Consider the following 23622-nt stretch of genomic DNA (forward strand, 5'->3'; position numbering starts at 1 on the left):
ATGGTCGAGATCTTCACCACCGGCGGCGGCGAGTACATCGTCAATGTCCTCAACGCCGTCGCCGCATGGACTGGCGCAGGCGGTTACAAGAGCCTGATTCAGGTCGCGCTGGTGATGGGGTTCGCGCTTGCGGTCATCGTCGTTGCGTTTAACCAGAACTGGCGCGCCTGGCTAAATTGGTTCCTCGGCGCGACGCTCATCTACATGTGCTTGATGGTGCCGCGGATGGATGTGCAAGTCACCGACCGGGTCAATCCGAGCCTCGCTCCGGCCACGGCTGCGAACGTCCCGCTCGGACTTGCCCTGATGGCAAGCTTCACCAGCCAGGCGGGCGACTATTTGACGCGCTCAGCCGAGACGGTATTCGGGCTTCCCGACGATCTTAACTACTCAAAGAACGGCATGATCTACGGCGCGCGGCTGCTCGAGGCGACGCGATCCCTGCGCATTGCCGATCCCGAATTCGCTGCCAATTTCGACGAGCATGTGCGTCAATGCGTATTCTACGACCTGCTGCTCGGTCGCTACTCGATGAAGGAACTATCGGAGAGCAACGATATCTGGGCGACCATTGCACCCGGCAGCGCGGCCCGTGCACAGAAGTTCCTGACCCGCCAGGCCGATAACAGTGTCACTGCATCGATCGTCACCTGCCGCGAGGCCTACACCGCGCTCTCGAACCAGTGGGCGGGCATGATCGAGGCAATGACGCTCGTTGCCGGACGCCAGCTCTATCCCAAGCAGACCGAAGCGCTCGCCAGGGCCAAGCTCATCGCCGATCTACCGGTGGCCTACCAGTATCTCACCGGCATCTCGAAGGATGCGAGCAGCATTTTCCGCCAGGTGCTGACCATCAACGCGATGAACCAGGCAATGCACGGCTTTGCCGGGGCAAGCGGCGCATCGAGCGTCGATGTTTTCGCGCAGACCCGCGCCGATATCCAGACCGAGCGAACCTATTCCTCGATCGCGCACAATGCGATGAAATGGGTGCCGATCCTCAATGTTGTGCTGACGGTCGTCTTCTACGCGCTCTTCCCGGTGCTTTTTCCGCTGTTCCTCATGCCAAGGACCGGCCCGATCGCGCTGCGCGGCTATGCCACGGGGTTCTTCTACCTTGCGGCTTGGGGACCGCTCTTCGTCATCCTCCACATGATCCTGATGCTGAAAGGTGCTGGCGATGTTGCGGCAGCGGGCGGCGCGAGCGGGCTTACGCTCGCGACCTTCTCGGGCATGACCGACGTAAACAACGATATCGGCGTTCTTGCCGGCTATCTTGTCGCCTCAATCCCGTTTCTTGCAGGCGGCGTCGCTCGCGGCGCGATGGCGATCTCGGGCCAGGCCACAAGCTATCTTAATCCGAGCCAGAACGCCGCCGAGGAAGCGGCGCGTGAGGCCAGCACGGGCAATGTCTCGCTCGGCAACACCAATCTCGAAAATTCGAGCGTGTTTTCGCGCCAATTCGCGCAGGGCAGCCTCGCGCCAAACATCGCCTATGGCGCAGCGCAGACGAGAGGATTTGGCGAGAGTGGCACGCAGACAACCGGCTTTCCGCAGGCAGAATTCGCGACTGTGCCGACGTCGAGTTATCCGTTCACGCCAACGCTTGGGCAGGATTTCTCGAGCAGGCTGTCGACCATGGCGAGCGAAAGCCGCAGCCAGAGTGAGACCTTCTCCAACCTCGCGCAGCAATCGACCAGTTCGGCGGTCACCCGCTTCAGCGAATTGCGCGATGCCTACACGCGTTCGCGCTCGAACGAGAGTGTCAGCGGCACTTCCAACAGCGACAGCATCGGCAGCGCATTCAGCGAAGTCGACAATGCCTCGAAGACGCTGCAGCAGCAATTCGGGCTTTCGCGCCGCGCGGCTGATGACATCACAGTGTCGTGGTTCTTGAATGGAGATGGAGCTCTTGGTCTCAAGGGAGAAAGAGGCGCAGGATCGGCAAGTCTTGGCGTTAAGGGCGGTCGCAACCAGAGCTGGACCGACAGCGATATCGGAATCGCATCCGAGGACCGGTCACGGATCATGGGCGCTCTGCGCCAGATCTCGGACAGCCGTAGCTGGTCGAACACGCGCGAAGGTTTCCTGCGCGAGACGAGTTCGAGTTCCGAGGCACTGGTGTCAAGCAGTTCGGCCGGCATCACAACCTCGATCACCGAAGCGCAGAGCTATGCGCGCGAAGCACGCCGCGCCGAAGAGATCGCCAGCCGTCTCGAAAACCAGGCAAGCTGGTACGAAAGCGCCAATGCCGCTGGCACGCTCAACCTCAGCCAGACCTATCGCGAATGGGGCATGGCGGAGATCGATGCCAACCGCGATTACTACGGCCAGGTCCGCTTCGACGATATCGATTTCCAGATGAGCGCGCGCGGCCAGCAGCTCCAGACGCGGTTCGTCGAGAGCTACGCCGATCAGCTCAATGAGGACATCGCTAGCGAACTCGTGCTGCCTGATAGCGCGCCTGTCGTGCGCCCCTCGGTGAGTAGCGCAAGCGGCGTTCGCGGGTCGGTCAGTATTGGCGGAGTGCCCGGTTCGCTCGCAGAACCTTCGAGTGAACGTGACGACATAGCGCGCGATGTCGAACGGGTGCAGCAACAGGGTGAGCGACGGGTGGGAAGCGTCAAAGGCTATCTCGACCGAAAGACGCGCGATGCTAAGGGCGCGTCTGCGGAGGCAGCCGACGACGTGAAGGAGTGGTAGCGAGCCTTAGAGGACGAGGTCGTAAACTATTACAAAGGCAACAAATGCGAAGAGCCCCGCAAAGATCAAAATCAGCTTCAGCCGCCCCCACGGGTCAGCCCAGGTCTTTTTCCAGGTATAGGATGTGACGCGGTTCTCGGCGATCGCGCGATCAATTTCGCGAAAGCCTTCCCAGTCCTTGTTGTCCTTGGGTGGCGTGTTTCGAGGTCCGCTCATCGCTTTTTCTCCTTCGCGAGAATAGGAGCCCCCCTCTTCTCCACTCTTCCGGCTGATGTTTGCACGAAAGTAGCTCAAAACTATCGGGAAAGCGAGTTCGCAAGGCTTGGCGATGTTCACGGAAAGTGAAAGAACACGCGATAGTGAAGAGCGGATCATGAGCACGAACGAACCATCAGAACCAAACGTCTTCGACTTCCGCGACGAACTGGTCCGGCAGAAGCGGGACAAGCGGCGCAAACTCTTGCTCCTCATTTTGGGCGGATTGTTCGCTGGGGTTCTCGGGGGCGTGATCGGGATCAATTGGCCCTTCGGTTCCGCTAGCGCCGAGGCGCGAACGACACATACCTTTGGGGTCTGCGGGATGATTAGGAAGACCTGTGTGGTCGATGGCGATACGATCTGGCTCGAAGGCGTGAAGATCCGCGTGGCAGACATCGACACGCCCGAAATCTCGCAACCCAGATGCGACTACGAATACGACCTCGGTATCAACGCACGCGACCGGCTGGTTGTCCTGCTCAACCAAGGCGAATTCTCCGCAGTACCGGTCGGCTATCGTGACGAAGACCAGTATGGCCGCAAGCTGCGTGTGCTGATGCGTGACGGACGCTCTCTGGGCGATCAACTGGTTGCCGAAGGTCTTGCCCGGACCTGGACCGGGCGCCGGGAGCCATGGTGCTGATGCGTGTTTGGCCGGATAGAGACGAACCGCTGGCGAGCGGCAAGAACGAGTGGAAACTGAAGCTTGAGGCCTGGCTTCTCGGCATTCCGATCGCCTTCGGTATCGCGGTAGCTATCTGGTCGCTGTTTTGACACTCAATCGCGACCAGGAATTGTGGGGAATGGCACTCTGGGTCGAGAAGCATCACGGCGATGAAGCCCGTGATTTCATCGTTGCGAAGATCGAGCAGCTGGCCCTTGCGAACGAGCCGGAAGGGGTAAAACTTTGGGAGGAAGTTGCGCGTCGCCTCGAGCAGCTTGGCGAGCGCACTTCTTAATCTTGATTGCATCTCTGCCTTCCGAGCCTTCAGCAGACGCGAGATAGGCCTCTAGCCGTTCGATTGTTCTCCGGCGCGGCCGGCGGCCCATTCGCAAGTCGAGCACGAATCGCGGATCGCCGACCGCGCGTCTGCCAAAACGGGTCGCGGAAATATGATAATCTTTCAGATGCTTTTCGATCCGTTCAAGCAAGGTCATGCCCTTTTCGCTCCGACTCGCAAATCCCTTGTGTTCTTGTTCTGTTCCTACTAGGATCGTATCCGCGAGTCTAGGAAAATTCCTACGATTGAGATTCGAAGGAAAGATAGATGGAACATGTCAGAGAAGAGCTCGACCGGCTGATCCTCAAGGGCGGATATGGCTACGCCTCGATATCGCGGCTGCTCGGTCGCAACCCTGCTTATGTGCAGCAATTCATCAAGCGCGGTTCACCGCGAAAGCTCGATGACGAAGACCGAAAGACACTCGCCTGCTTCTTCGGCGTCGATGAGCAAGTGCTCGGCGGTCCCGCCAACGCGGTCAATGATGGCATGGTCGAGATACCGGTTCTCGATGTCGAAGCATCTGCGGGATTCGGCGCGGTAGCTGCCAGTGAGACCGCACACACCCGGTTCGGGTTCGACGAGCGGTGGCTGCGGCACCTGACGTCGGCCAAGAGCGCGAGCCTGTCGATCGTTGGGGTCAAGGGTGACTCTATGGAGCCTACCCTAAGCGATGGTGACGAGGTTCTGGTTGATGCTTCAGATCACGGATCGCGGTTGCGCGACGGGATCTACGTTCTTCGCTCTGATGATACCCTCGTCGTGAAGCGGATCGCCATCAAGCCGGGTGGCCGCCAGATTACCATTGCCAGCGATAATCCTGCTTACCCGACCTGGCACGACATGGATCGGTCGGAGGTTCACGTGGTGGGCCGGGTTATCTGGTTCGGCCGAGCCTTGTAGCGGAAGGACTTGGGCCGGTAGCCGACTGATTGCTATCGGATCGGCAGACCGCAAGACCGGACATTGTTGCGGGTCAATCGAGCAACGGCCAGGTCTAGGCTTGATGCGGACTTATTCGACAACGGCGCCTCGGCCATGTGAACCTGTCATCCGTCTGCCTAACCAATCTCGACCAAGCCTGAAGACGTCTTGGCGCATACGGTCTGGCGCGTTCGTGATGCAGCTCTAAGGGACGGCAGGCCGTAAACTCTAGGCAGCGATCTCGGTTGCAACTGATGAGAAATAAGACGGATAGGCCGCCAGTGCCGGAAGCATTCCCTCATGCCGGCAGGCCGTGCGCACTCCGTCTCGGTCACGCACATTGTTCCACAAAAACGACAGGAAGTTTGCCACTACACGGTCAGCAAAACCCGACTCCATGAAGGCGATTGCGGCTGGATCGCTGTGCCCGTATTTGATTTGCTTCTGGAGCGTGGAGAAGCCCTTAAAGAGGGTTTCGTCCATCGGCTCGGCGAGGTCGGCGAGGGAGGCGGTAATCATCGCCAAGTCATAGGAAAAGGCCCCTTCGCAGAGAGCGACAGCGCTCTCGACGGTTGCATGATTGCCGCTGACCCGGATGCCCAGCGCCGCCATCTTCGCATGGATATGGTAGAAGGGGCGGCCTGCGACCCAGTCCGCCAATGCCTCGGGCAAAAAACCATCGTCGGACAACGATCGTATGGAAGGGGCGGAGTTCCAAGAGATGATCTTCTCGCCCGCCACTTGCAGTAACTGGTCTACCTCGATCGCATCCCGGAGCGCCGCTGCATTCTCGACAAGCCATGCCTGTAGCTCGGCAATGATCGCTGGCGGCAGCGGTGACTTCCGGATCACGGCCCGCTGGTCGCCGTCGGTGTTCGCAGCGATGGCGGCAGCAATCATCTGGAAAACATCGACGACAGCAGGGCGCATCTCCTCGGGTGCCAGATGATAGGCCAGCGTGTGCGAGGCGAGGTTGGAAACACGCTCCTGACCTTCCTCTTCTAGAAAGGTCATATTCGCGACTAGAAATGCCGCGATGGCTTGGATAGCCCGTGCCCGACGTTCGATAAATTTTCGAAACTCTGCTGTGCTGATGTTCGGCTGTATGTTGAGCGCTTCCTGCACCACCGCCTCAATCCGCGCCTGATCCGCGAAAGCTAGGTCTAGCCATTGAGGCTGAATCGGTTGGACTACTGGCGGCGCGTCACTCTGCCGCTGCACGTAATCGTCGAACAGGCTGAGGATGCTGCTTTTCGTCGGCTCTGACTTCGAGGCGTCTAGTAGTTCCTTCGCCTCATTCCAACGCCACCGGTTTCTATAGTCGTTGCGCTGATCAAATATCGAAGGAGTTGCAAAGATCACACTTCCCTCGGTGTGCATGCCGGCGCGGCCTGCCCGACCCATTAGGTTTTGGAAGTCGCGTACCATAATGCTCTCCGCACTTTGGCGCGTAGACGTGATAATCAGATACTTCAGAGGGAAATTGACGCCCTGCGCTAGCGTGGAGGTGCAGACCACAAATTTGGCCAATCCCACCTTCATAGCATACTCGATTGACAGCCTGAGGCCTTGGGGCGTGTCCGCGTGATGGGCGAATATCCCGAGGCGCGCCGCGTTAGTCGCCACCGCATCGGGTCCTAGATGTGCTTCGGTTAGACTTCTGAGTTTTTCGACCTCCGCCGCATCCGACACATCGACGGGCTTCGGCAAATTTGCGCCACGATCAAAGATGTCGACGGCCCGCCGACAGACGGTCGTCACGCTATCTTTCTTGCCGCAGAAGACCGCGACGCTCCCGTTGCCCACGACGTAGAGCCCGAGAAACAAACCAACTTCGCCGCCCTTTGATTTTTCAGGAAATCGTCGGACCTTTGTCTCTTTCCCGCGAAGATTCAGGGGGAAGTCGTCGATGATGCGAGGAACCCAAAATTCGCTTTCTTCGGGATCAGTCGGGCTCACATATTCAAGTCGTCCTCTCGCATCCTGCCAGCTCGCAAAAGCTATGCTTTTCGACGTAGGGAGCAGCCCCGCGCCGTCAATAACGGCCTCCGGATCGCCAACCAACCAATCTGCGACGGCGTTGGCGTTCCCGATCACCGCGGAAATCAGAATGACTTGGGTCGCTTCCGGCAGGGTCAATTTCAGAGACGTGAGGAGAAGTTCATACGTCGGTCCCCGCGTGAGACCATCAAACTGATGGCCCTCGTCGTAGATGACAAGGCCGATGCGATCGACCAGCTCCGGGGCGCGGCGCAGCATGTAAAGCAGCTTCTCTGGCGTCACGATCAGCACTGTGTTCACCGCAAGAATTTGCTCTAACTGGATATCGAACTGAAAAGAGTCCGAGGCCTCATCCAGACGAATGGGTTCTCCAGCAAATGCCGTCACAAGATCGCCCCTGATGTCATGACAGAGCGAGCGATAGGGGGCGACGATCACGGCCAGCGAAGCCCGCTGCGATAAAAAGGCCGAGCGGATTATCAATTCTGTTGCTCGGGTTTTACCCGCGCTTGTCGGCATTTGTATGACGGCGGAGCGGCCTTGCAGCAGGCCTGCGGTGGCAATGCGTTGTTGGGCAGGCCACAGTTCAATCGGGAAATGAGATTTTTCAAGCGCAGGTTGCCACGCCGCAGCATCAAGGCCCGACGCTTCAGGCAGGATCGTCCGCGATGAGTTTCGGAGTTTGGTTGCACAGATAGCGGCTGTCAGATCTGCGTAGAGCAGCTCGCGCGGCGAGCCGTTCTGATAGGCGACTCCCCGGAGAGCGTCGCAAGCGGCGGAAACCTCGGGTACGCCAGATGCGAAAGTCATGAAACCGTTCATGCCAGCAAGGACAGCATTCACCCGATCGGAACCCGCGTCGATTGGCGAGAAGTCGTTGAGCAAAATCTGATAAACCAGTCGAGCCAGTCCGGCGGCAAAGTCTAGGGGCGGCGGCTCCATCTTTTTGATGATGACAGTAGCATTTCCGACGCTGTCGTTGAGATAATAAGCGCTTGCGCATAGCAGCGAGAACTCGACTGAAATTGTCTCGTCGAGCTTGGCATTCAGGTAGGCGTCGAAGAACGTTGAGGCGAAGCGAAGACCTTCCGATACGGAAAGCTCTTCGCCATCCCAGCTCACCGGCTCGACATCCGGATTGAACCCTTCCAGGCCGTCGGCTTCGCGAAACTGATTCGCGGTGACGGCGGCCACGTCACCAAGAATACCCACCGCCAGATCGAATAGCGTCGATGGATCCCGATATAGCTCAATGAAATCCGCCGGGGCGACGCGGAACTCGTGCATTTTCGCCCGCGCCCGCGTTGTGGAAAGCACCCGAGTTGCCGTTGCTTTAGGCTTCATTAGCCGCCTTTTCATAAAGAGCTTGGACAAGTTGCATCAGGGAGGGTCCCTTGATGACAAGCAGCCGCAGGTTTGCGACGTTCTTGTGCCCGGTCGCGTCAGTCTCTTCCAGCTTCGTTGTCGCGAAGACATCAATGTCCAACACTGCAGCCGCCCCGTTGATGCGACGGAATGGCCGCTCAGTTTCGTTCTGGAATCGCTGGACGGCCTCGACCTGCGCGGCTTCCCCGCGGACCAGCAGGCGCTGCTTCATCGCATTCAGCGTCATCGCTTCGCGAAGGTGGTCCTTCATCGAGTCCGTGACCGCATCTTGAAGCCGATTGCTTTTGGTCGCGGACAGACCGGACTTTGATTCGAAGATATACAGCTCGTCGTTCGCGCTTTCGCCTTTATTATTCACAAACTTGAAGCCGACAATGTCGCAGCCCTTGGTGGAATCCTGTCGATTCCAGCGATCCTGATACCGAAGCTCCCGAGGACACCAATATCCCAATATGAACTCGATAAAGTCGGCGACCAGTATCTCGCCAAAGTCACCTGACCGAAGGCTCGGGCCGGGTGCCACCTTCGCATCGGGAAACAATATCGTATTCAGAAACTCGGCCTTGCTCTTGCCGGTGCCGTTGACGAGTGCGGGAAGATCAGCGTCTGCGCAGTAATGATGTCGGAAATGTGCCGCCCAGGCCGAGAGAATGGCCTGGTCGTCAACGGGATCCAGTTCCCAAATTTGGATTTCTTGCCCGCAAGCCGTCTGGCGACGTTCACCCGTGTCCTTTATCCAATCTATGTGCGGCGGCGCAGCCATTTATTTTAAACCCCAAATCTAAATGCCGTGTCATGGCCAGATATCCTACAACGGCTCCGTGGCTGACTACGATAGAATGGGAATTGTACGAGCAGCGGCGAGCCGTGCACACCCGGCAATTTGATTTCTCGGAAAATTGCCGGGAACAAGCGTCAGCTTTTGGAAAGCGTATCAGCGATGCTGGATGTCCGGACTTGGGGCGCATTGCCGCCGTTGGCGCTCCTGACTGATCGGCAGGCCTCTGGGCGAAAGCTCTGTCATCGACTGACCGGTAAAAAGCCGGAAGAGGTTCTGCAAAGTGACGACTGCTGGGGTTTTCTGTTCGCCAATCTCCAATCATGATATGCAATGACATATGAGGAGTCAGGGATATATGTCCTTGCATATTTTTCTTGCTATTCTCACGGATTGTCGTATATGCTAAGATATATAATGGTCGATGAGCATATGCAGAAACATATTTATGAGCACGGCAATCGAAGACATCGCCGCAAGCATCAAAGCGGCTCGGATAGCAAAGGGCTTTACCCAGAAAGAGCTGGGTGAGCGGGTAGGCTTGCCTCAAAGCCATATTTCCAAAATCGAAGGCGGCAATGTAGACCTACAGATTTCCAGCCTTGTCGAAATAGCGCGCGCGCTCGACCTCGAGCTGAAGCTTGTGCCTCGAAAGACCGTACCGGCGATCGAAGGCGTTTTGCGATCACAGCGCGAAAGAAGCGAGACAAGCCGAACGCTCGCAACGATTGCCGAAACCAACCGGTTCGCTGAGCGACTACGGCAGAGCTATCCGAGCGTCACCGAGGTGAATGAGTTTCAAAGCGCACTTAAAGATGTCCAGACCGTCAATTTCAGTCCCGAAACGCTCAAAGCCATCCAGCAGGCTTTGCAGCCCGTCGCTCATCTGAAAAAGCATCTTCAGGACCTCGGCTGGGCGCTTGAGCAAAAAGAAGGAACGAAGAAACTCGCCCAGCAGATCGCGGCATCCACACGTGCCCTACGGCACGTCAGAAACCTGCAGGTTCACGCAATCGATCGAGATAGTGCCCCCAGTCGGCCTGCTTACCGGCTTGAGGACGATGCCACATGATCGACGCAGCGGCTCTCGATATCTTTCTGGGTGAGACGCGCGTTGGAACTATTGCGCGCCTCGATGGAGATGCGAGCATCTTCACATTCGACGAAGTCTACCTTGCCGACCAGGATCGGCCAACGCTGTCGCTCGCCTACAAGGACGCGAATGGCGAAATCATTGCGGAGACACGCAGCTATCGAACGAAGATCGAGCCGTTCTTCTCCAACCTCCTTCCCGAAGGAACGCTTCGCGACTACCTGGCCCGCCGCGCGGGCGTGAAAGCCGTTCGCGAGTACTACCTTCTGGCACAGCTGGGTCGCGATCTTCCCGGCGCGGTGCGCGCCATCGCCCACGATGCTGAGGAAAGGGAGGCCGACGAGCCCGATGAAGAAGCGGTGGAGAAGCAGGCAAAGCGCGCGCTGCGCTTCTCACTTGCCGGCGTGCAACTCAAATTCTCGGCGATCAAAGCCCAGGGAAAGAATGGCGGACTGACGATCCCGGTGGCAGGCAGCGGCGGCGACTGGATCGTCAAGCTGCCCTCTGCAAGACATCCGGACGTGCCCGAGGCTGAATTCGCAGCGATGAAACTGGCAGCAAAGATCGGGATCGACGTACCTGAAATCGACCTTGTGCCTCTCGATCAGATCGATGGCATACCCGAAGGTATCACACGTTACGGTAAATCCGCTTTTGCCATCCGGCGCTTCGACCGGGGGGAAGAGGGACCAGTGCACACCGAAGACTTCGCCCAGGTGTTCGGTGTCTTTGCAGACGATAAATACGAGAATGCGAGCTACCGCCAGATCCTCAGTGTGCTGGCGATCGAAACAGACGAGCAAAGCGTGGTCGAATTCGTCCGCCGGCTCACCTACTCGGTGCTGATCGGGAATGGCGACATGCACCTCAAGAACTGGTCGTTGATCTATCCGGATAGGCGCAACGCGCTGCTTGCACCTGCCTATGACTTGCTTTCGACGCTCGCCTATATCCCGGGCGACGATGCTGCACTCAAGTTTCATAGCTCGCGCGAGTGGGCGTCCTATACCTATGATGAACTCGAAGCGATCGCCGATAGAGCTCGGCTGCCTGCCAGGCTGATCACCGCGACAGCAAAGGATGTCGTTGCACGGTTTGATGACGCCTGGAGCAGCGAAAGCGGACACCTCCCCTTCCCCGATCATGTGCGAAGCGCGATCGAGAGGCATCGCAAAACTCTTGCGATCTGAGAGCGGTTCCGAAATCCGGCCGTTCGCGCGTAAGCACCACCTAGACCAACTGCCTGGCCCAATTCGTCAGAAAATCTGGCACATAGCGGCCTTTCAAATCCCGAAGTCCAGTGCCTTGCTCTTGCTTCGGGCGAGTTCCTTTTCGGCCTTGTTGGCCTCTTCCGGTTTCAGCTGATCAAGTTCGCCGTTTTTCTTTTCTGTCGGCGTCAACTGTGCGGTGACCTCGAGGGCCGAGGCCTTCTCGCCTTTGTTGCGTGCCACGGCTGCTCCGAGCCTGTCCGAACTGTCGACGACCAGTGTCAGGTGATCGCGAAGCCTCGTGATCGTCACCAGGAACGTTTTCTGGTTCGACAGGTTGCGCTCGCGGCTGTCCATGACGGCTATGCCGCGATCGGATGTCAGACCCTGCGCCATGTGGGCGTTGAGCGCATAGGCAAGATCGATCCGCTTCAGCATCGGATCGTCCTTTTTGAGCTCGACCTGGTCTCCCTTGGAAGCTTCGAATGTGATCTTCCCACCGGCAATGGCAACCACCCTGGCCTGGTCGGCATTGAACAGGCAGCGGCGATGATCGTTGCGGGTCCATCGGATCCGGTCGCCTTCATGGATTTCTAGCTTCCTCGGCTCATGCAAGGTCAGATTCTGGTCGCCCTTCCCTGCCCTGATCCGCGCGGGATCGAACCGGAACCGCTTGCCACGCTTGTCCGCGACTTCGACCTGCCTGCCCTTCCGGTCCTGTCCCAGGACACGATACTCGCCCGCTGACAGTCCCAGGGCCTGTTGCTTTCTCGAGACCTCGAGCACCCGACCAGGCTGGTAGGCTGACAGATGTCGCAGTTCTTCGCGGGTCGTGTTGACGCGATCGAGCACTCCAAGCTCGGCCTTGCCCGGTCCGATCTCGCCATTGGCGAGAAGTCCCTGCTGGACGGCAGCATTGACCGCAGAGCGGATGGCGCGGCCCGAGGCGTAGATCGATGTCCGCGCGCGGTCGTCCTTGTCGAGCGCCAACCAGGTACCAGCAGCGACCAGCGCGCCATCGCCCTTGGCCTCGAGTGTGTGCGGCTGCAGGTGACGCAGCGCCGTGCGTACATCACCCGCCTGTGCTGCCGCCTGCGCCTCGCGGATGACTGGATCGCGGGCGCGCAGGTTGGTCGCCATTTCAGCGCTCGCCATGCCCGTCCGCTGCAGCAGCGCGAAGGGTTTGCCCGCATCGACTGCGCCGAGCTGCTTGCGGTCCCCCATCAGGACCAGGCGGTGAACGCCAGCAAGATTGGCAAGGCGGACGAGCTTTTCCTTGTCCTCGTTCGAGACCATCGAAGCCTCGTCGAGCACGAGCACATGGTCCTTCAGCGCCGCCTTGGCCTCCAAACGCAGCGCCGCGTTGCCGGGATCGTCGAGCAGCTTGTTCCAGCCACCAAGAAAGCGTGCCAGCGTCTGCGAGCCGATGCCGGTGTCGCGTTCGAGCATCTGGACGAGCGTGTTCTGGATCGCGAGGCCAATGACCGGGTGGCCCTCGTCGCGCAGCACCTCGGCGACTGGCTTCAGAACGCTGCTCTTGCCGGCACCGGCAATTCCCTGGACCGCGATCGTTCGATCCTCGGACGTCAGGATCAGCTTCGCCGCCCCGAGCTGACCCTCGTTGAGGCGGAACCCCTGCCCTGCCATTGCAGCGGCCTGAACACGAGCGGTCGCGCTTCCCGGCTCAACTGCAGACGAGCTCGCACCCTTGCCAGCGGCAACCTCGGACAAGATCCGCTGCTCGGCGATCACCGCGTCACGCGAAGCGAGCCAGCCCTTGTGCTCTCCCTTCCCTGCTACGAGATCGCCGGAGCGCACCAAGGCGCGGGTCCGTTTTGCAATATCGGCAATCGTCGCTGGCAACCCGAAATCGAGCGCAGCCTTGTAGAGCGCAGTGCACTCGAAGGCTGCCTCGCGCTGCGAAAGATGACGCACCGCCGAAGCGACAGCCTGTGCCGCCGCGATCGTCTGTCGGTCCTGCCTGAGGACCGACTTGGGCACAAGCGGATCAGCCGGATCGCCCCTGACATGCGCGGCGAAGCGTCCCAGCCATGCGCGCCCGCGCTCGACAAGCGAGTCGAACCTGCCAGTTTCGATCGACTGTTTCAGTGTGCGGGTCCGGGCCCGCTCGACCAAGGGCGCGAGGTCCAGCCCGATCGATTTCGCGGTTTCGCTCCATTGCATGCCGAGGGCCTCGCGGTCCTCGATCCCGTCCTTGCTCGCGCGCGTATCGAGCGCGGCAATGCGGCCCGCTTCAAGACCAGAACCGCGCCGTGCATCGAGCACTTCCTGGCGGCGGCTCGAGAACGCCATGACCTGTTCGCGGGTGATACCGCGCGCCTCGAAATTGCCATGCTTGAGGGTCGGTCCCGGCTCATAGCCAAGCTTCTCGACCGCGACGCGAAAGCGCGCCATCGCGATAGAATTGAGCGTGGTGTTGAGCTGCCAGAGCCGGTCGTTCTTGAGCGTACGCCACTTCCCGTCCTTGCCTTGCGTGACATTGGCGATGACCGCATGGAAATGGAGGTTCGGCTCCTGGTTACGGTTGGTGTCGTGCTGGAACAGGCCGATCGCAAGGTTTCCGGTGGCCTGCGTTACGATCTTGCCTTTCTCCACCATCCGGGTCTCGGCCGCATTCTTCTCAGCCCAGTGCAGCGCTTCGAGGACGGCTTCGCGGTAGGCGGCAATGATCCGCTCGTCCTTCCCGACGAGCGCCAGCAGCGACCAGCTCTTGGGAACGGAGAAGGTGAGGTCTGTACCTGGGCGGTGTGCCTGCCCGGGATTGCCGACACTGCTGCCGTCGGGCAGCTCGCCACGCAGCAGCGCGTCGAACGCCTTGGTCTCGACCTTGCCGTCGAGACCAAGGCGCCTTGCACCCTCGCCGACCCATTGGCCCGAGCGGTCGGCATCGGCGCTCGCGTAGTAATTGTCCGAAGCGAAGTAGCTTGCCGCCGCCGATGGCGAGCGGACATTGGCGACGGAAAGCATGGGCTGGGATCACTTTCTCTTGGCCCTCGTCCCCTCCCCGGTTGAGCGTCACATATCCGGATCGAAGTCCCCGTAATCGTGACCATGGTCCTGCCACTGATCGGCATCGCGGCCCTGTTTCGCTGCACCGCCAAGAAGCGACTTCTGCTGCTCTTCCTGGAGCCTCTGGTCGGCCTTGCCGCGCGCGACCTGTGCTCGCTGATGCGCTGCGGGATCGGGAATATCGGACCTGGCGGAAGGCACAGCCCGTTGCTCCATGCCGCGGTGCTCCTCAGCTTTCGAAGCCAGAGGAAGTTCGGATTGAGCCGGCCGCTGAGGGTCCGATGTCGCCCTTTTCCCTCGCGCATTCGGATCGCGACGCTTCCTTGTCTGGTCCGGTCGAGCCTGATCGCCCTTGTTGCTGCGACGGGTCCGGCGCAGTTCCTTTTTGTCTTCCTTGTCGGCTTTCTTTTCAGCGCTGTCGGAGCGATCGTGCGCGTCCCTCATCCGGCGAGGATCACCATCATTGTCGCCTGTTTCAGAGGCTGCTCCGGCACCGCCCCCTGCTCCATCTTTATCATCAGCGTGCCGGGTCTGCGGCGGTGGCTTCGGCATATCGCGGGGAATGAAGCCTTCGGCTACCCGAGGCCAGTTGCGCGGTTCGAGAACCACGGGTGCCGCCGGAAATCCTTCGGGAAACTTGATGAAGCCATGAAGGTTCTTGAGCTTCATCAGCTCGTCGGGAAGCAGCAGCGGGACGACCTGGCGGCGGGGCGTCAGGCTGACCGCATCACGCGCATTGTTGTAGCCGTAGCTGTAACCTTCCTCCATCTCGCGAACCTCGCGGTGGCCGATGATATCGGAACACCAGGTGGCGGTCTCGCGATCTGCGGTACCAAGGATAAGCTTGGTGCGGGCAAGTGAGGACAGGGTCATCGCCATGTTCTCACCGTAGACATCCTTGAGCTTGGCAAAGGCATGAATGCCGGTGACGATCGCGCCCCCGAAATTGCGCGCGGTCTGGAGGCCCTTTTCGAGTGAAGGGAGACGATGCAGGGCGCCCAGTTCGTCGATCAGGAACCAGAGCCTGATGTCCCGCGAGCGCTGGCCCGCCATCAGCGTATTGATCGCGGTGTCGAGCCACAGCGTGAGCAATTGCGAGAGCACGCTCATGTCGATGTAGCGGGCAGACAGGAACAGGATCGAGCCCGGATCACCTGCCCCGTTGATCCACGCGCGGACCGAAAAGGGCGTCCCGTCTTCGGGCAGCATCTGGAGCGCCTTGGCGTTGACATTGAACACTGCCCGGACCGATTCCGCCATGCGCGCCGCGCTCGGCGTGCTGATGGGACCGGCCATGGTATCTTCGACCAGGCGGTGCAGATCGGAGAGATCGGCGTTCATGAGTTCGTGGGCCAGCGCGGCGTTGGTGCCCCGCCCTGCTTCGGCGAGCTTGAGACAGGTCTCGACGAACAGCGTGCGCGCGGCGAGCACCCAGAACTGTTCGGCGCCGCCCCCATCGTGCGGGACGAGGGACTCTGCTGCGGCATGGAATTCGGCACGTGTCGAGCAATCGTTGAACACGCTCCAGGCGGGACAGCGCGCGTCGAGCGGGTTGAGAATAACGTCGCGTGCTGGATCGTAGAAGGTTTCGACAAAGGCTCCGGTAAGGTCAAAAATGACCGCGCGTTCGCCCCGTTCGCGGATCTTCCTGGTAAGCTCAGTCAGGACAACGGTCTTGCCTGTCCCGGTTGTGCCAACAAGCATCGCGTGACTCTGCTCGAGGCGCCAGGGCCAGCTGACCCCTGCGAGATGCGCGGGAAAATAGAAGCCCGCATTCCGCAGCGAAGTCGACCCGGCCAGACGCCAGCGCCAGCCCAACGCATCGCCATACTCGCGGGCACGGGCATCGCGGTTGTGCGCGGCGATCTCCCGGCCAAGTTCGCGCAAGGTAGCAAGCTCCGCCCCGCGTACATGCTTCTTCTGTTTCGACTTCTCGCCGAAGCGTTCGGCAATCCACCAGAAAAGAGCGAAGAGCGGCGCAAGAATGAACCCGGCAAGCCACAAGGCGCTGATCACTGCGCTCCGGAATAGCGCGACCGCTTCGCGCATCGGCGGGTAATCGGTCACGACGGAAATGGGAAATGCGACGAGGCTCCCATCGGCCAGCTTGAGGTTCACAAGCTTGTCCGGATCGAACTCCATGAAGGCATAGCCAGAGGCATAGGCATGCATCCACAGGAGGTAGACCTGGTAGTCGTCTAGCGCCCCGCTTACGTCCCAATAGACCAGCCCGAGAACGACCAAGAGTGTCACGATCAGGGGCCCCTTGAGGCCCGCAGCAAACATGAAGCCGAAATGCCCCAGAAGCTGGCTGCCGCGGGTGAAGTTGACGAGATTATGCTTCATCCTCGCCTCCCATGGGTCGGGGTGCAACGATACCGAGGCGCTCCAGCCGGCGCTGGTAGGCAGCGACCGTTCTGTCGCGCAGAGTGCTGTCGGGATGATGCGTAAGCAGCGCATCCAATGCGACCGTGATGAAGATGTTCTGGCGCACCGGATCGGTCGCCGGGGTCCTCAGATCAGCTTCGGTTGCGCGCTGCCAGGCATCGAAGATGCAATCGCAAACAACGATACTCGCGCTGACCCTGCGCTCGACTGCTTGTTTCCTGATCCATTCGGCGATCAGGGGCGTGACATAGGTCACGAACCGGTGGTGTCTTTGCATTTTTTCCAAGTTCCTTGTGTTCAAAGAACCTGGCTCACCCTTCGAAAGGCAAGTGCCACTCTAGGCCGCAGCACGGGGTGTAGGAAAACGGAAAATTCACGTCGCTTTTCAGCAGATTAAATGGATCTGTGCCGACTCGGCACGGACGAGAACGCAAGTGGACCGGATCCGGCACAGAAGATGGTATCGGCGAAATTTCGTGAATTCGCGAAACAATTCCGCGCCTTCCATCGCAGCACCCGCTGCGTACGGTGTGCCTGTCAAGTTCCAATGTGTGCGGGGCTTTTCAGGAGGCCCTGAGTTCCGTTCAATGGGTTGAATTCTAATCCTTATTCTTGGAGCGCGAGCAATTGTGTCCTCGTAGGGAAAAGCGAGATTCAGGGCGAAAATGCCGGTGGGCTACCAACTGGCCTTAGTTATGTGAGAATCCCCCTCGGCGGGTCATTCCCCAGGCGGGCCAATTGCCCGGTCGTTTGAGAGGATCATAGGGACCAGATAGCCATCACCGGACTGTCCCAAGATCGAATGGAGATGAGGTGCAGAACGATCGGGAATACCCATCTCTCCTAACCCTGCGAACAAGAAAAAAGGCAGGAACCGTTCCCGGTCCCCGCCCTGATCCTACGGTCAGAACTCATCGAGCATTGCCCCATGAACCGTATGCACCACGCGCGCTGCAAGATGCGCAGGAAGCGCGTTGTAGTCACCCTCATCCAAAGCAAAGTATCCGAGTTCTCGGTCCTCAACGATATGCTGATCGAAGAAGCTGTGCAACGCCCGACGCTCTGCCACAGCCAGCGCGGCAAAGTAGCGTTCCGAGTTCGAATTGATCCGAGCAATTGAAGCCATTGTATCCTCCTGATGTCTGCCGTTGACGGCAGGAGCAGGACGGATGGGCGTGCGGCCGGCGGGTCAGGGATCGCCCACTTGGGCGACCGCGAAGCGGCGGTAGGGGTAACGATTTTGTCGGACCGTAGCGTAGCGAAGGGGAGTCAAAATGGTGGGACCCTGCCGTCCTTGACGCGCCTGTTGCACGGCCATCAGAATGGGAGAACGTGAGCCAGGCCCCTCCCCTCCGGTCCCAAGCTAGATAGCTCCCGAGACCTTCTGCGCGACCTCTGTCAGCGTCGCCTGCAGGCGGTTGATCTCCGATAGGCTGGTCCCGCTGGGCACGTATCGCGTCACAAGAAATTCGCGCGACTGCGACATGGCATGCAGGTGTTCCCGCGTCCGCTTCCGCAGCACCAGCCCAAGCTCGACTGCGAGGTCCGCCCTTGCCGCGAGGTTGTGCTGGAGACCCCGGACCTCGCCCGCGCTGTGACCCGATCGGAGAAGGAATGCGTTGAGGTAAAGCTCGACCGCATGAATCGCGACCATGCGAAACGGCGCCCGCGACCTGGGTTCTCCGGGCCGTCCATTCTGCACGAGAAGCTGGGCCGCGATCCGATACTCATTTGCAAGTGCCACAACCTCGGCTGCAGTCGCGGCCTCACCCGGATAGCAAACGATCGCCTGGTCAGTCATGGCGCTCTTCGTAGCACCGCTTTTGCAAACGATTACTGAAAGTTCTTCGGCGTTCCATACGCGAGGAAGGGGCCCTGTCCGGCTGGGACAGGACCCCTTCGGGAGGCGAGATCGAGGTGAGAGTTCAGTCGATCTCGGGAGCGTCCTGGTTGTCGTGATCGTCACCGCTGCCGTTGCCGCGCGAGAGGAAGTCGACCTTGTCGGCGAGGATCTCGGTGCCGTAGCGCGTGCCCCCGTCCTTGTCCTCCCACTGGGTGTAGTGGATGCGGCCCTGAACACTGACCAGCTGGCCCTTGGAACAGTACTGGCCGACGGTCTTGGCGAGGCCGTTGAAGCAGGTAACCCGGTGGAACTCGCTTTCCTTGGCGGTGTAGCCGTTCTCGTCCTTGTAGGTCTTGCCGTCCTTGTCCCGCGCAGGGCGATCGGTGACGACAGTGATCCCGGTGACATTGGTGCCGCCCTTGGTCTCGCGGGTGTCGGGATCGCGGGCGATGCGGCCGGTAATGATGGCGATATTGGTCATGATGGTAGTCCTTCAGTTCCTTAAACCGGAGACCATCTCCGGCTTGCGAACATCCAGAAGAAGCAGGGCATGGGAGGACTGCACCGCAGGGGCAAAGCTCCAAGGGAAACCTGTTCATGACGGGTGGTGCGGGCAGGCAGCGCAGCTGCCAACACGGCCGGAAAGGAACGGGTTGCCGTCCTCAGCTGACCTGGTTCAGGACTGTTCGCGACTAAAGCCGGATGGGTATCGGGTGTGGGTCTGCAGGCTCACTTGACCTTTCCTGCAATCAGCTAACGCCATCGCCCTCCGATGCCTCCAGGAGATCCATGAAGTTGCAGGCTGCTTCTCGGTCTTGCTCGTTCTCGAACGCCACATCGAGATCGGGGGCTGACCCGAACATGTGCAGGAACGATCACAGGGCAAAGTGCTCAGCGGCAGCGTAATTTGAGGCAGATAAGTCCGTACTGCGCCCTCTAGGTAGCCTTTCGACATGGCTCGCATCGTCCTTAAAAGTGGTCGTCCGTCGGGCCGATGGACCGCAGTGCAGGAGCAGGATCAAAACGCCGTCGCTGCTGGTGAATCGGAAGTCGCGGTTGGCACGCGCATCGCTGCATAGTTCAACGATGACCTGGGGCTCGTACTAGCGGCCTGTCCAACATGCGCTGCCACTTGATCACATGGCTACCGCGCTGGCCCCGAAAAGCGCCTCGATTTTGGCATGGGCCCCAACCCCGAGGTCAGCCACAATCAGCTTGTCTTTGGCGCGCGAGCAACAAACATAGAAGAGGTGGCGGGTTCTCCGCTCCCGGCTTTCGCTGGTGTCGGTTCCTGCCAGCAGCTTGCCAAACGAGTATTGGTTCCAGTTCGCGCCAGCGTCATCCAAAACCACGATCACGTTCTGAAATTCATCGCCTTTCACGCCGTGTTTGGTTGAGAACGGCATGCTGTTTTCCAGCACGGCGCGGTAACGACTGACTTCCAGATAGGGCACCGCCAGAAGAAGATCCAGAAAGGCCTGATGCGCTGCCTCGGGCGATCCTGCCTCGGCAGCCACCACAGGGCCTGCCACGGCCGCTTCCAAGTCATCAAGGAGTGTGACCAATTGCGCTGCCCGCAGATGCATTAAGATTGCTTCAATCGTTCCTCCGGCATCAATTAGTTTGATGAGGTCATCTAGGGCCGCCTTCACTCGCGCCTTCTCGGCTGCCCCCGCGATCGGGATCGGGCGTTCCTTCAATGAACTGATAGCGCGCCCCACCCGCCCTTCACGCCAAGCAGTAATAAATGGCTCGACTTTTTTAAGGAAGAAGGCTGCAATCGGGTCTTCGCCGCTCTGAAACTTATCTTGCGTAAAGCTTCCCCGACTGGCGAAGGCTGCCAATAGATCGGCATATCCGGCCTTGCGGGCGATAAGGCGGTGAGTGAGGAATAGAACCTTCAACTCGCCCTGTACACTCCAGCCGAAGACATCCTGCGCTTTCTGGACGGCGAGTTCGGCAATGTCCGCGTCCGGAGCCGTGCCGGTGAGACTGACATACACCGCGCCCCCCGGTAAATTGGCACCCGCTGGCTCCTGCTGAATGTCAGTTCGGACCTTGTTGAGAACGTCGATCACCGCCTTGGAGCACCGATAGTTCTCCTCCTTCTTGATTTGAACCAGCTGTGCCTGCTGATCGGCCGACAATTCGCCGACCCCTCCCGAATAGATGTTCTGCATCTTGTCGCCAAAGAAACCGATCAGCGGGGGATGCTCTGTCTTAAGAAGATGATCCAACAGGGCGGAGACAACCAGCGGATCAGTGTCCTGGTATTCGTCTACAAATATGAACGGGAATCGAGCGGCGACCACTTTCGATAAAAGCGGATGGTCGTGGAACATAATGTGAGCCACGCCCAAAAGGTCGTCGTGAAAAATTCGGCCTTCCAAGAAGTTTGCGCCGCGATCGGAGTAGGCGATCGTCGGTACCGTCTTTAAAGCTTCTGCCAATTCCTCCTGATCTTGCTTTCTGCGGCTGCTTGCAGGCAACCGGTCATTGAACGCAAGAAGGGCGGGCCTCAGCTCTTTCTGAAAGTTTTTGATCGAGGCCCATAAGAAGTCGTGGATCGTTGAGACCACAAACAAGGGGTCGTGCTCTGTACGCTCGATGATCTCATTCTTTGCTACATTCGTGAAAGTAATGCAGGCCACACGCTGGCCTTCCCCGATAACGCTCGAACGGTCCGGTCCTCGAATGAAATCAAGAGCGCGAATGAGGGACGATGTTTTGCCCGAGCCCGCCCCGGCGTCGATCAGGAAGCTCTGTCGCGTGTGCAGACAATCCAGGATTTTTTCGTCCGCTTCCGTCATCATTTTGCGGGATGCTCGGCCAGCCATTGGAGGCCTTGTTGAATATAGAGGGGAATCTCCCAGCCTGGTGCGCCCATCAGATCGAGGGCGAAATCGACCTTCCCGAGCTTGCCGCTCAACTCCCACGCTTGTGCTGTCAGGCCTGCGTCTATCGCTTTCTTGACGGCAGCCTTAGTCGTGCTGAGCTTGGCATGATTGTCAGTCAGCCAAGTGATGTTGGCGTAGATGAATGCTTCCTCGAATGAACGACCACAATGCCCGTCCTGGGTGACCTGATAGGCAACCCGAATGCAGCCTTGCGTCTTGGCCGCATTATCGCAGGCTTGCAATTCTTCGACGGTTTCCTTCTCGGGAATCCATTTGCGGAGACAGGCGTTGCTAGTGCTTTTCCCCGTCGCGACCGGGCATTTTTTTCCTCCGTCATCGACCGAGTCCAGGTCGGTAATGATCAGGCTCGGAATGCCAAGAAAGTCGATGATCGGCTTAAACTTATGGGCGTGCCCCCCGCCCACCTCAGAAATGCTGACATACTGACTTCCGAGCGTCTCGCAGCCAGCCACCTTGGCTTGCTCCTCAATCATCATTGGGAGCAGCAGCCGCTCGACCTGGCCTTCCACGAAGATGGCCTTGTCCGCGAAAAACAGATCGCAATGAGTCAGTCGAACATAGCGGCGCAGGAAGTCGAGAAGGTCGGGGTTGTGTGGTGGCAGCGGTAGCTGCGAAAGGTCCTGCATGACGACCTGACGGCCAACCCTGCGGAAATAGCGCACGGGCTCGAACTCAGAATGAGCGATCATGTGGGACGAGTGTGTGGAGAGCAGAACTTGTGCTGTCGTCCCTCCGTCCGTTTCCAAAACCTTCGAAATCTCGCTGATGAAAACCGTCTGCATCTGCGGGTGCAGGTGCGCCTCGGGTTCTTCAATCGCGATTATATGAACGCGCGGCTTGTCGCCCATCGTCGCGTCGATCGCAGCGCGGAAGGACTCCAGCTGCAGGACAATGTAAATCAGGTTTTTGTAGCCGAGCCCGTTATATTTTTCGGGCAGCTCGAACTCCTCCATTACTCCTTCTTTTTCGGCGTGTTCGCTGGCATAATATATTCGCGCATTGTCACGGTAAATTGTTTCTGCGCTCAGTTCAGCACGTACCCTCAGGTCCGGCGCTTTTTGGCCTGGCGGATAGCCAAAACTCTGAAGGCGCTTCGTCAAACGGCCAAAGGCTTTGCCGTACATCCCCGTAAGGTCGCCTGCGCTCGCCGTGAGTGCATCTTCGATCGCTTGATAACCGGCAGCGTCATCGACCCGATAGAAGCGTTCGTAATGATCGTGGAGAAGTTTTGAGAGCTTCGCGGACCGGCTTCCCTCATCGTCATCGACGTGCCGCTGAGCGGGCACGATGTCGATGCGCAGTAGGGATTTCAGCAAATTGCCGTCTTCGAGTTGTTCCACTTCTTTGCCGTCAGGGGACACTTTGAAGAAAACGCGTTTGAAATGATCTCTGAACGTCTCTTTCAGATAGTCGCACAGCGAGACGTCTTTGCGAGGCCTGGCCCCAAACTCGTCGAGAAGCTTTTTCGCGTTCTCCAGTCGATAGTCGATCCGCATGCGCACTCTGCTTGTGCCAGGCGTAAGGTCCATCAAAAGCTTGGTGGCTGCAACGAGGTCGGCGGGATCTTCGCCATAGGAAAAGGTCAGATCGAGCCGCATACGCGGTGTAAGCCGCCTAAGCAGCTCAATCTTCTTTTCTGGATCAGCTTCAGCCGCAACCTTTCGCTCGATCCGCTTCAGGTCCCGGTGGCGAAGCTGAGAGAGGTCGTGGAAGGAGATTTTAGGAGCCTCGGCTCCTTGCCCGATAAACAGCCGGAGAGCCTCCATTACTGAGGTTTTCCCGCTATTGTTCGGCCCCACCAAAATGGTCGTCGTTTTGTCCTGGGCGAGATCGATTGAGAGTCGGCGCAGCAACCTGAAGTTTCGGATCTTAATGTTCTCAAGGCGCATGCGGTCATTATCTCAAATGGCTCGAAGATCTCGAAGGTGACTGTAGGGCCATCCTGACACAAGGGGGAAGTAGTTTGCTATCGAATTGAACCGGAATCGCCTGTCACTCGATCCCGGGTGGCTTGATGAATTCCGTGATCAGCCGGCGAGCGCGGTGCACTGATCGCTAAACGGGTCACCTGGCTACGGTCCGCTTTCGGTC

18 protein-coding genes are annotated in these 23622 nt (G+C 59.1%); 7 read left to right on the forward strand and 11 right to left on the reverse strand.

All coding sequences use genetic code 11. The features are described 5' to 3' along the window. Window positions 1-2703 (forward strand): conjugal transfer protein TraG N-terminal domain-containing protein, encoded by a 2703-nt coding sequence (locus WFP06_RS08705; protein ID WP_336986798.1) that lies wholly within the window; start codon window positions 1-3, stop codon window positions 2701-2703. A 6-nt stretch (window positions 2704-2709) separates the two neighbouring features. Here WFP06_RS08705 and WFP06_RS08710 read toward each other — a convergent pair whose 3' ends face one another. Further along, complete coding sequence (locus tag WFP06_RS08710; protein ID WP_336986799.1) at window positions 2710-2919, reverse strand: hypothetical protein; 210 nt, start codon at window positions 2917-2919, stop codon at window positions 2710-2712. Window positions 2920-3076: 157 nt separating this feature from the next. Here WFP06_RS08710 and WFP06_RS08715 point away from each other — a divergent pair, with 157 nt between their 5' ends. The 4 genes from WFP06_RS08715 (at window position 3077) to WFP06_RS08730 (ending at window position 4865) form a co-directional block, all read left to right on the forward strand. Further along, window positions 3077-3604: a thermonuclease family protein gene (locus tag WFP06_RS08715; protein WP_336986800.1), complete on the forward strand. Its 528-nt coding sequence runs from the start codon at window positions 3077-3079 to the stop codon at window positions 3602-3604. Then, window positions 3604-3735, forward strand: coding sequence for a hypothetical protein (locus tag WFP06_RS08720; RefSeq protein WP_336986801.1), 132 nt, complete (start codon window positions 3604-3606; stop codon window positions 3733-3735). The genes WFP06_RS08715 and WFP06_RS08720 overlap by 1 nt, the downstream gene beginning before the upstream one ends. Beyond that, a complete protein-coding gene (locus WFP06_RS08725) occupies window positions 3732-3920 on the forward strand; it encodes a DUF6961 family protein (RefSeq protein ID WP_419716221.1) in 189 nt (62 codons plus the stop codon). The genes WFP06_RS08720 and WFP06_RS08725 overlap by 4 nt, the downstream gene beginning before the upstream one ends. A 309-nt stretch (window positions 3921-4229) precedes the next feature. Further along, entirely contained in the window at window positions 4230-4865 is a 636-nt protein-coding gene (locus WFP06_RS08730) for a S24 family peptidase (RefSeq protein WP_336986803.1), read from the forward strand. Between the two features lie 249 nt (window positions 4866-5114). On the opposite strand, the gene WFP06_RS08735 is transcribed toward WFP06_RS08730, so the two are convergent. Both WFP06_RS08735 and WFP06_RS08740 read right to left on the reverse strand, forming a co-directional pair. Next, window positions 5115-8231 (reverse strand): DEAD/DEAH box helicase, encoded by a 3117-nt coding sequence (locus WFP06_RS08735; RefSeq protein ID WP_336986804.1) that lies wholly within the window; start codon window positions 8229-8231, stop codon window positions 5115-5117. Further along, window positions 8221-9036 carry a Hachiman antiphage defense system protein HamA gene (locus WFP06_RS08740; protein ID WP_336986805.1) on the reverse strand — a complete coding sequence of 272 codons (816 nt, stop codon included), beginning with the start codon at window positions 9034-9036 and terminating at the stop codon, window positions 8221-8223. Before WFP06_RS08740 ends, WFP06_RS08735 begins: the two co-directional genes overlap by 11 nt. Before the next feature lie 463 nt (window positions 9037-9499). Here WFP06_RS08740 and WFP06_RS08745 point away from each other — a divergent pair, with 463 nt between their 5' ends. Both WFP06_RS08745 and WFP06_RS08750 read left to right on the forward strand, forming a co-directional pair. Beyond that, window positions 9500-10123, forward strand: coding sequence for a helix-turn-helix domain-containing protein (locus tag WFP06_RS08745; RefSeq protein WP_336986806.1), 624 nt, complete (start codon window positions 9500-9502; stop codon window positions 10121-10123). Further along, window positions 10120-11334: a type II toxin-antitoxin system HipA family toxin gene (locus tag WFP06_RS08750; RefSeq protein ID WP_336986807.1), complete on the forward strand. Its 1215-nt coding sequence runs from the start codon at window positions 10120-10122 to the stop codon at window positions 11332-11334. The genes WFP06_RS08745 and WFP06_RS08750 overlap by 4 nt, the downstream gene beginning before the upstream one ends. A 93-nt stretch (window positions 11335-11427) precedes the next feature. Here WFP06_RS08750 and mobF read toward each other — a convergent pair whose 3' ends face one another. From mobF to WFP06_RS08790, 8 genes are all read right to left on the reverse strand, one after another. Then, window positions 11428-14340 (reverse strand): MobF family relaxase, encoded by a 2913-nt coding sequence (gene mobF / locus WFP06_RS08755; protein WP_336986808.1) that lies wholly within the window; start codon window positions 14338-14340, stop codon window positions 11428-11430. A 48-nt stretch (window positions 14341-14388) separates the two neighbouring features. After that, the gene (locus WFP06_RS08760; RefSeq protein WP_336986809.1) at window positions 14389-16728 is read right to left on the reverse strand and encodes a type IV secretion system DNA-binding domain-containing protein; all 2340 of its coding nucleotides are present in this window, start codon (window positions 16726-16728) and stop codon (window positions 14389-14391) included. After that, window positions 16718-17047: an aldo-keto reductase family protein gene (locus WFP06_RS08765; protein ID WP_336986810.1), complete on the reverse strand. Its 330-nt coding sequence runs from the start codon at window positions 17045-17047 to the stop codon at window positions 16718-16720. The genes WFP06_RS08760 and WFP06_RS08765 overlap by 11 nt, the downstream gene beginning before the upstream one ends. Before the next feature lie 627 nt (window positions 17048-17674). Continuing rightward, entirely contained in the window at window positions 17675-17896 is a 222-nt protein-coding gene (locus tag WFP06_RS08770) for a hypothetical protein (RefSeq protein WP_054525571.1), read from the reverse strand. 237 nt (window positions 17897-18133) lie between these two features. Further along, the gene (locus WFP06_RS08775) at window positions 18134-18571 is read right to left on the reverse strand and encodes a hypothetical protein (protein WP_054527753.1); all 438 of its coding nucleotides are present in this window, start codon (window positions 18569-18571) and stop codon (window positions 18134-18136) included. Window positions 18572-18695: 124 nt separating this feature from the next. Beyond that, window positions 18696-19094: a single-stranded DNA-binding protein gene (locus WFP06_RS08780; RefSeq protein ID WP_054527752.1), complete on the reverse strand. Its 399-nt coding sequence runs from the start codon at window positions 19092-19094 to the stop codon at window positions 18696-18698. Window positions 19095-19749: 655 nt separating this feature from the next. Further along, window positions 19750-21426 carry a UvrD-helicase domain-containing protein gene (locus WFP06_RS08785; protein ID WP_299309910.1) on the reverse strand — a complete coding sequence of 559 codons (1677 nt, stop codon included), beginning with the start codon at window positions 21424-21426 and terminating at the stop codon, window positions 19750-19752. Further along, window positions 21423-23420: an ATP-dependent nuclease gene (locus WFP06_RS08790; protein WP_054525567.1), complete on the reverse strand. Its 1998-nt coding sequence runs from the start codon at window positions 23418-23420 to the stop codon at window positions 21423-21425. Before WFP06_RS08790 ends, WFP06_RS08785 begins: the two co-directional genes overlap by 4 nt. Window positions 23421-23622: the final 202 nt, after the last annotated feature.

The organism is Altererythrobacter aquiaggeris (assembly GCF_037154015.1).
In the GTDB taxonomy this organism is placed as follows: domain Bacteria; phylum Pseudomonadota; class Alphaproteobacteria; order Sphingomonadales; family Sphingomonadaceae; genus Aestuarierythrobacter; species Aestuarierythrobacter aquiaggeris.

What these genes read in the sequence shown, in the direction of transcription:
- WFP06_RS08705 (WP_336986798.1), top strand. Translation starts at nt 1, where the DNA reads ATGGTCGAGATCTTCACCACCGGCGGCGGCGAGTACATCGTCAATGTC.
- WFP06_RS08710 (WP_336986799.1), bottom strand. Translation starts at nt 2,919, where the DNA reads ATGAGCGGACCTCGAAACACGCCACCCAAGGACAACAAGGACTGGGAA.
- WFP06_RS08775 (WP_054527753.1), bottom strand. Translation starts at nt 18,571, where the DNA reads ATGACTGACCAGGCGATCGTTTGCTATCCGGGTGAGGCCGCGACTGCA.
- WFP06_RS08785 (WP_299309910.1), bottom strand. Translation starts at nt 21,426, where the DNA reads ATGATGACGGAAGCGGACGAAAAAATCCTGGATTGTCTGCACACGCGA.
- WFP06_RS08745 (WP_336986806.1), top strand. Translation starts at nt 9,500, where the DNA reads ATGAGCACGGCAATCGAAGACATCGCCGCAAGCATCAAAGCGGCTCGG.
- WFP06_RS08735 (WP_336986804.1), bottom strand. Translation starts at nt 8,231, where the DNA reads ATGAAGCCTAAAGCAACGGCAACTCGGGTGCTTTCCACAACGCGGGCG.
- WFP06_RS08760 (WP_336986809.1), bottom strand. Translation starts at nt 16,728, where the DNA reads ATGAAGCATAATCTCGTCAACTTCACCCGCGGCAGCCAGCTTCTGGGG.
- WFP06_RS08740 (WP_336986805.1), bottom strand. Translation starts at nt 9,036, where the DNA reads ATGGCTGCGCCGCCGCACATAGATTGGATAAAGGACACGGGTGAACGT.
- WFP06_RS08770 (WP_054525571.1), bottom strand. Translation starts at nt 17,896, where the DNA reads ATGGCTTCAATTGCTCGGATCAATTCGAACTCGGAACGCTACTTTGCC.
- WFP06_RS08730 (WP_336986803.1), top strand. Translation starts at nt 4,230, where the DNA reads ATGGAACATGTCAGAGAAGAGCTCGACCGGCTGATCCTCAAGGGCGGA.
- WFP06_RS08765 (WP_336986810.1), bottom strand. Translation starts at nt 17,047, where the DNA reads ATGCAAAGACACCACCGGTTCGTGACCTATGTCACGCCCCTGATCGCC.
- WFP06_RS08720 (WP_336986801.1), top strand. Translation starts at nt 3,604, where the DNA reads ATGCGTGTTTGGCCGGATAGAGACGAACCGCTGGCGAGCGGCAAGAAC.
- WFP06_RS08790 (WP_054525567.1), bottom strand. Translation starts at nt 23,420, where the DNA reads ATGCGCCTTGAGAACATTAAGATCCGAAACTTCAGGTTGCTGCGCCGA.
- WFP06_RS08780 (WP_054527752.1), bottom strand. Translation starts at nt 19,094, where the DNA reads ATGACCAATATCGCCATCATTACCGGCCGCATCGCCCGCGATCCCGAC.
- mobF (WP_336986808.1), bottom strand. Translation starts at nt 14,340, where the DNA reads ATGCTTTCCGTCGCCAATGTCCGCTCGCCATCGGCGGCGGCAAGCTAC.
- WFP06_RS08750 (WP_336986807.1), top strand. Translation starts at nt 10,120, where the DNA reads ATGATCGACGCAGCGGCTCTCGATATCTTTCTGGGTGAGACGCGCGTT.
- WFP06_RS08715 (WP_336986800.1), top strand. Translation starts at nt 3,077, where the DNA reads ATGAGCACGAACGAACCATCAGAACCAAACGTCTTCGACTTCCGCGAC.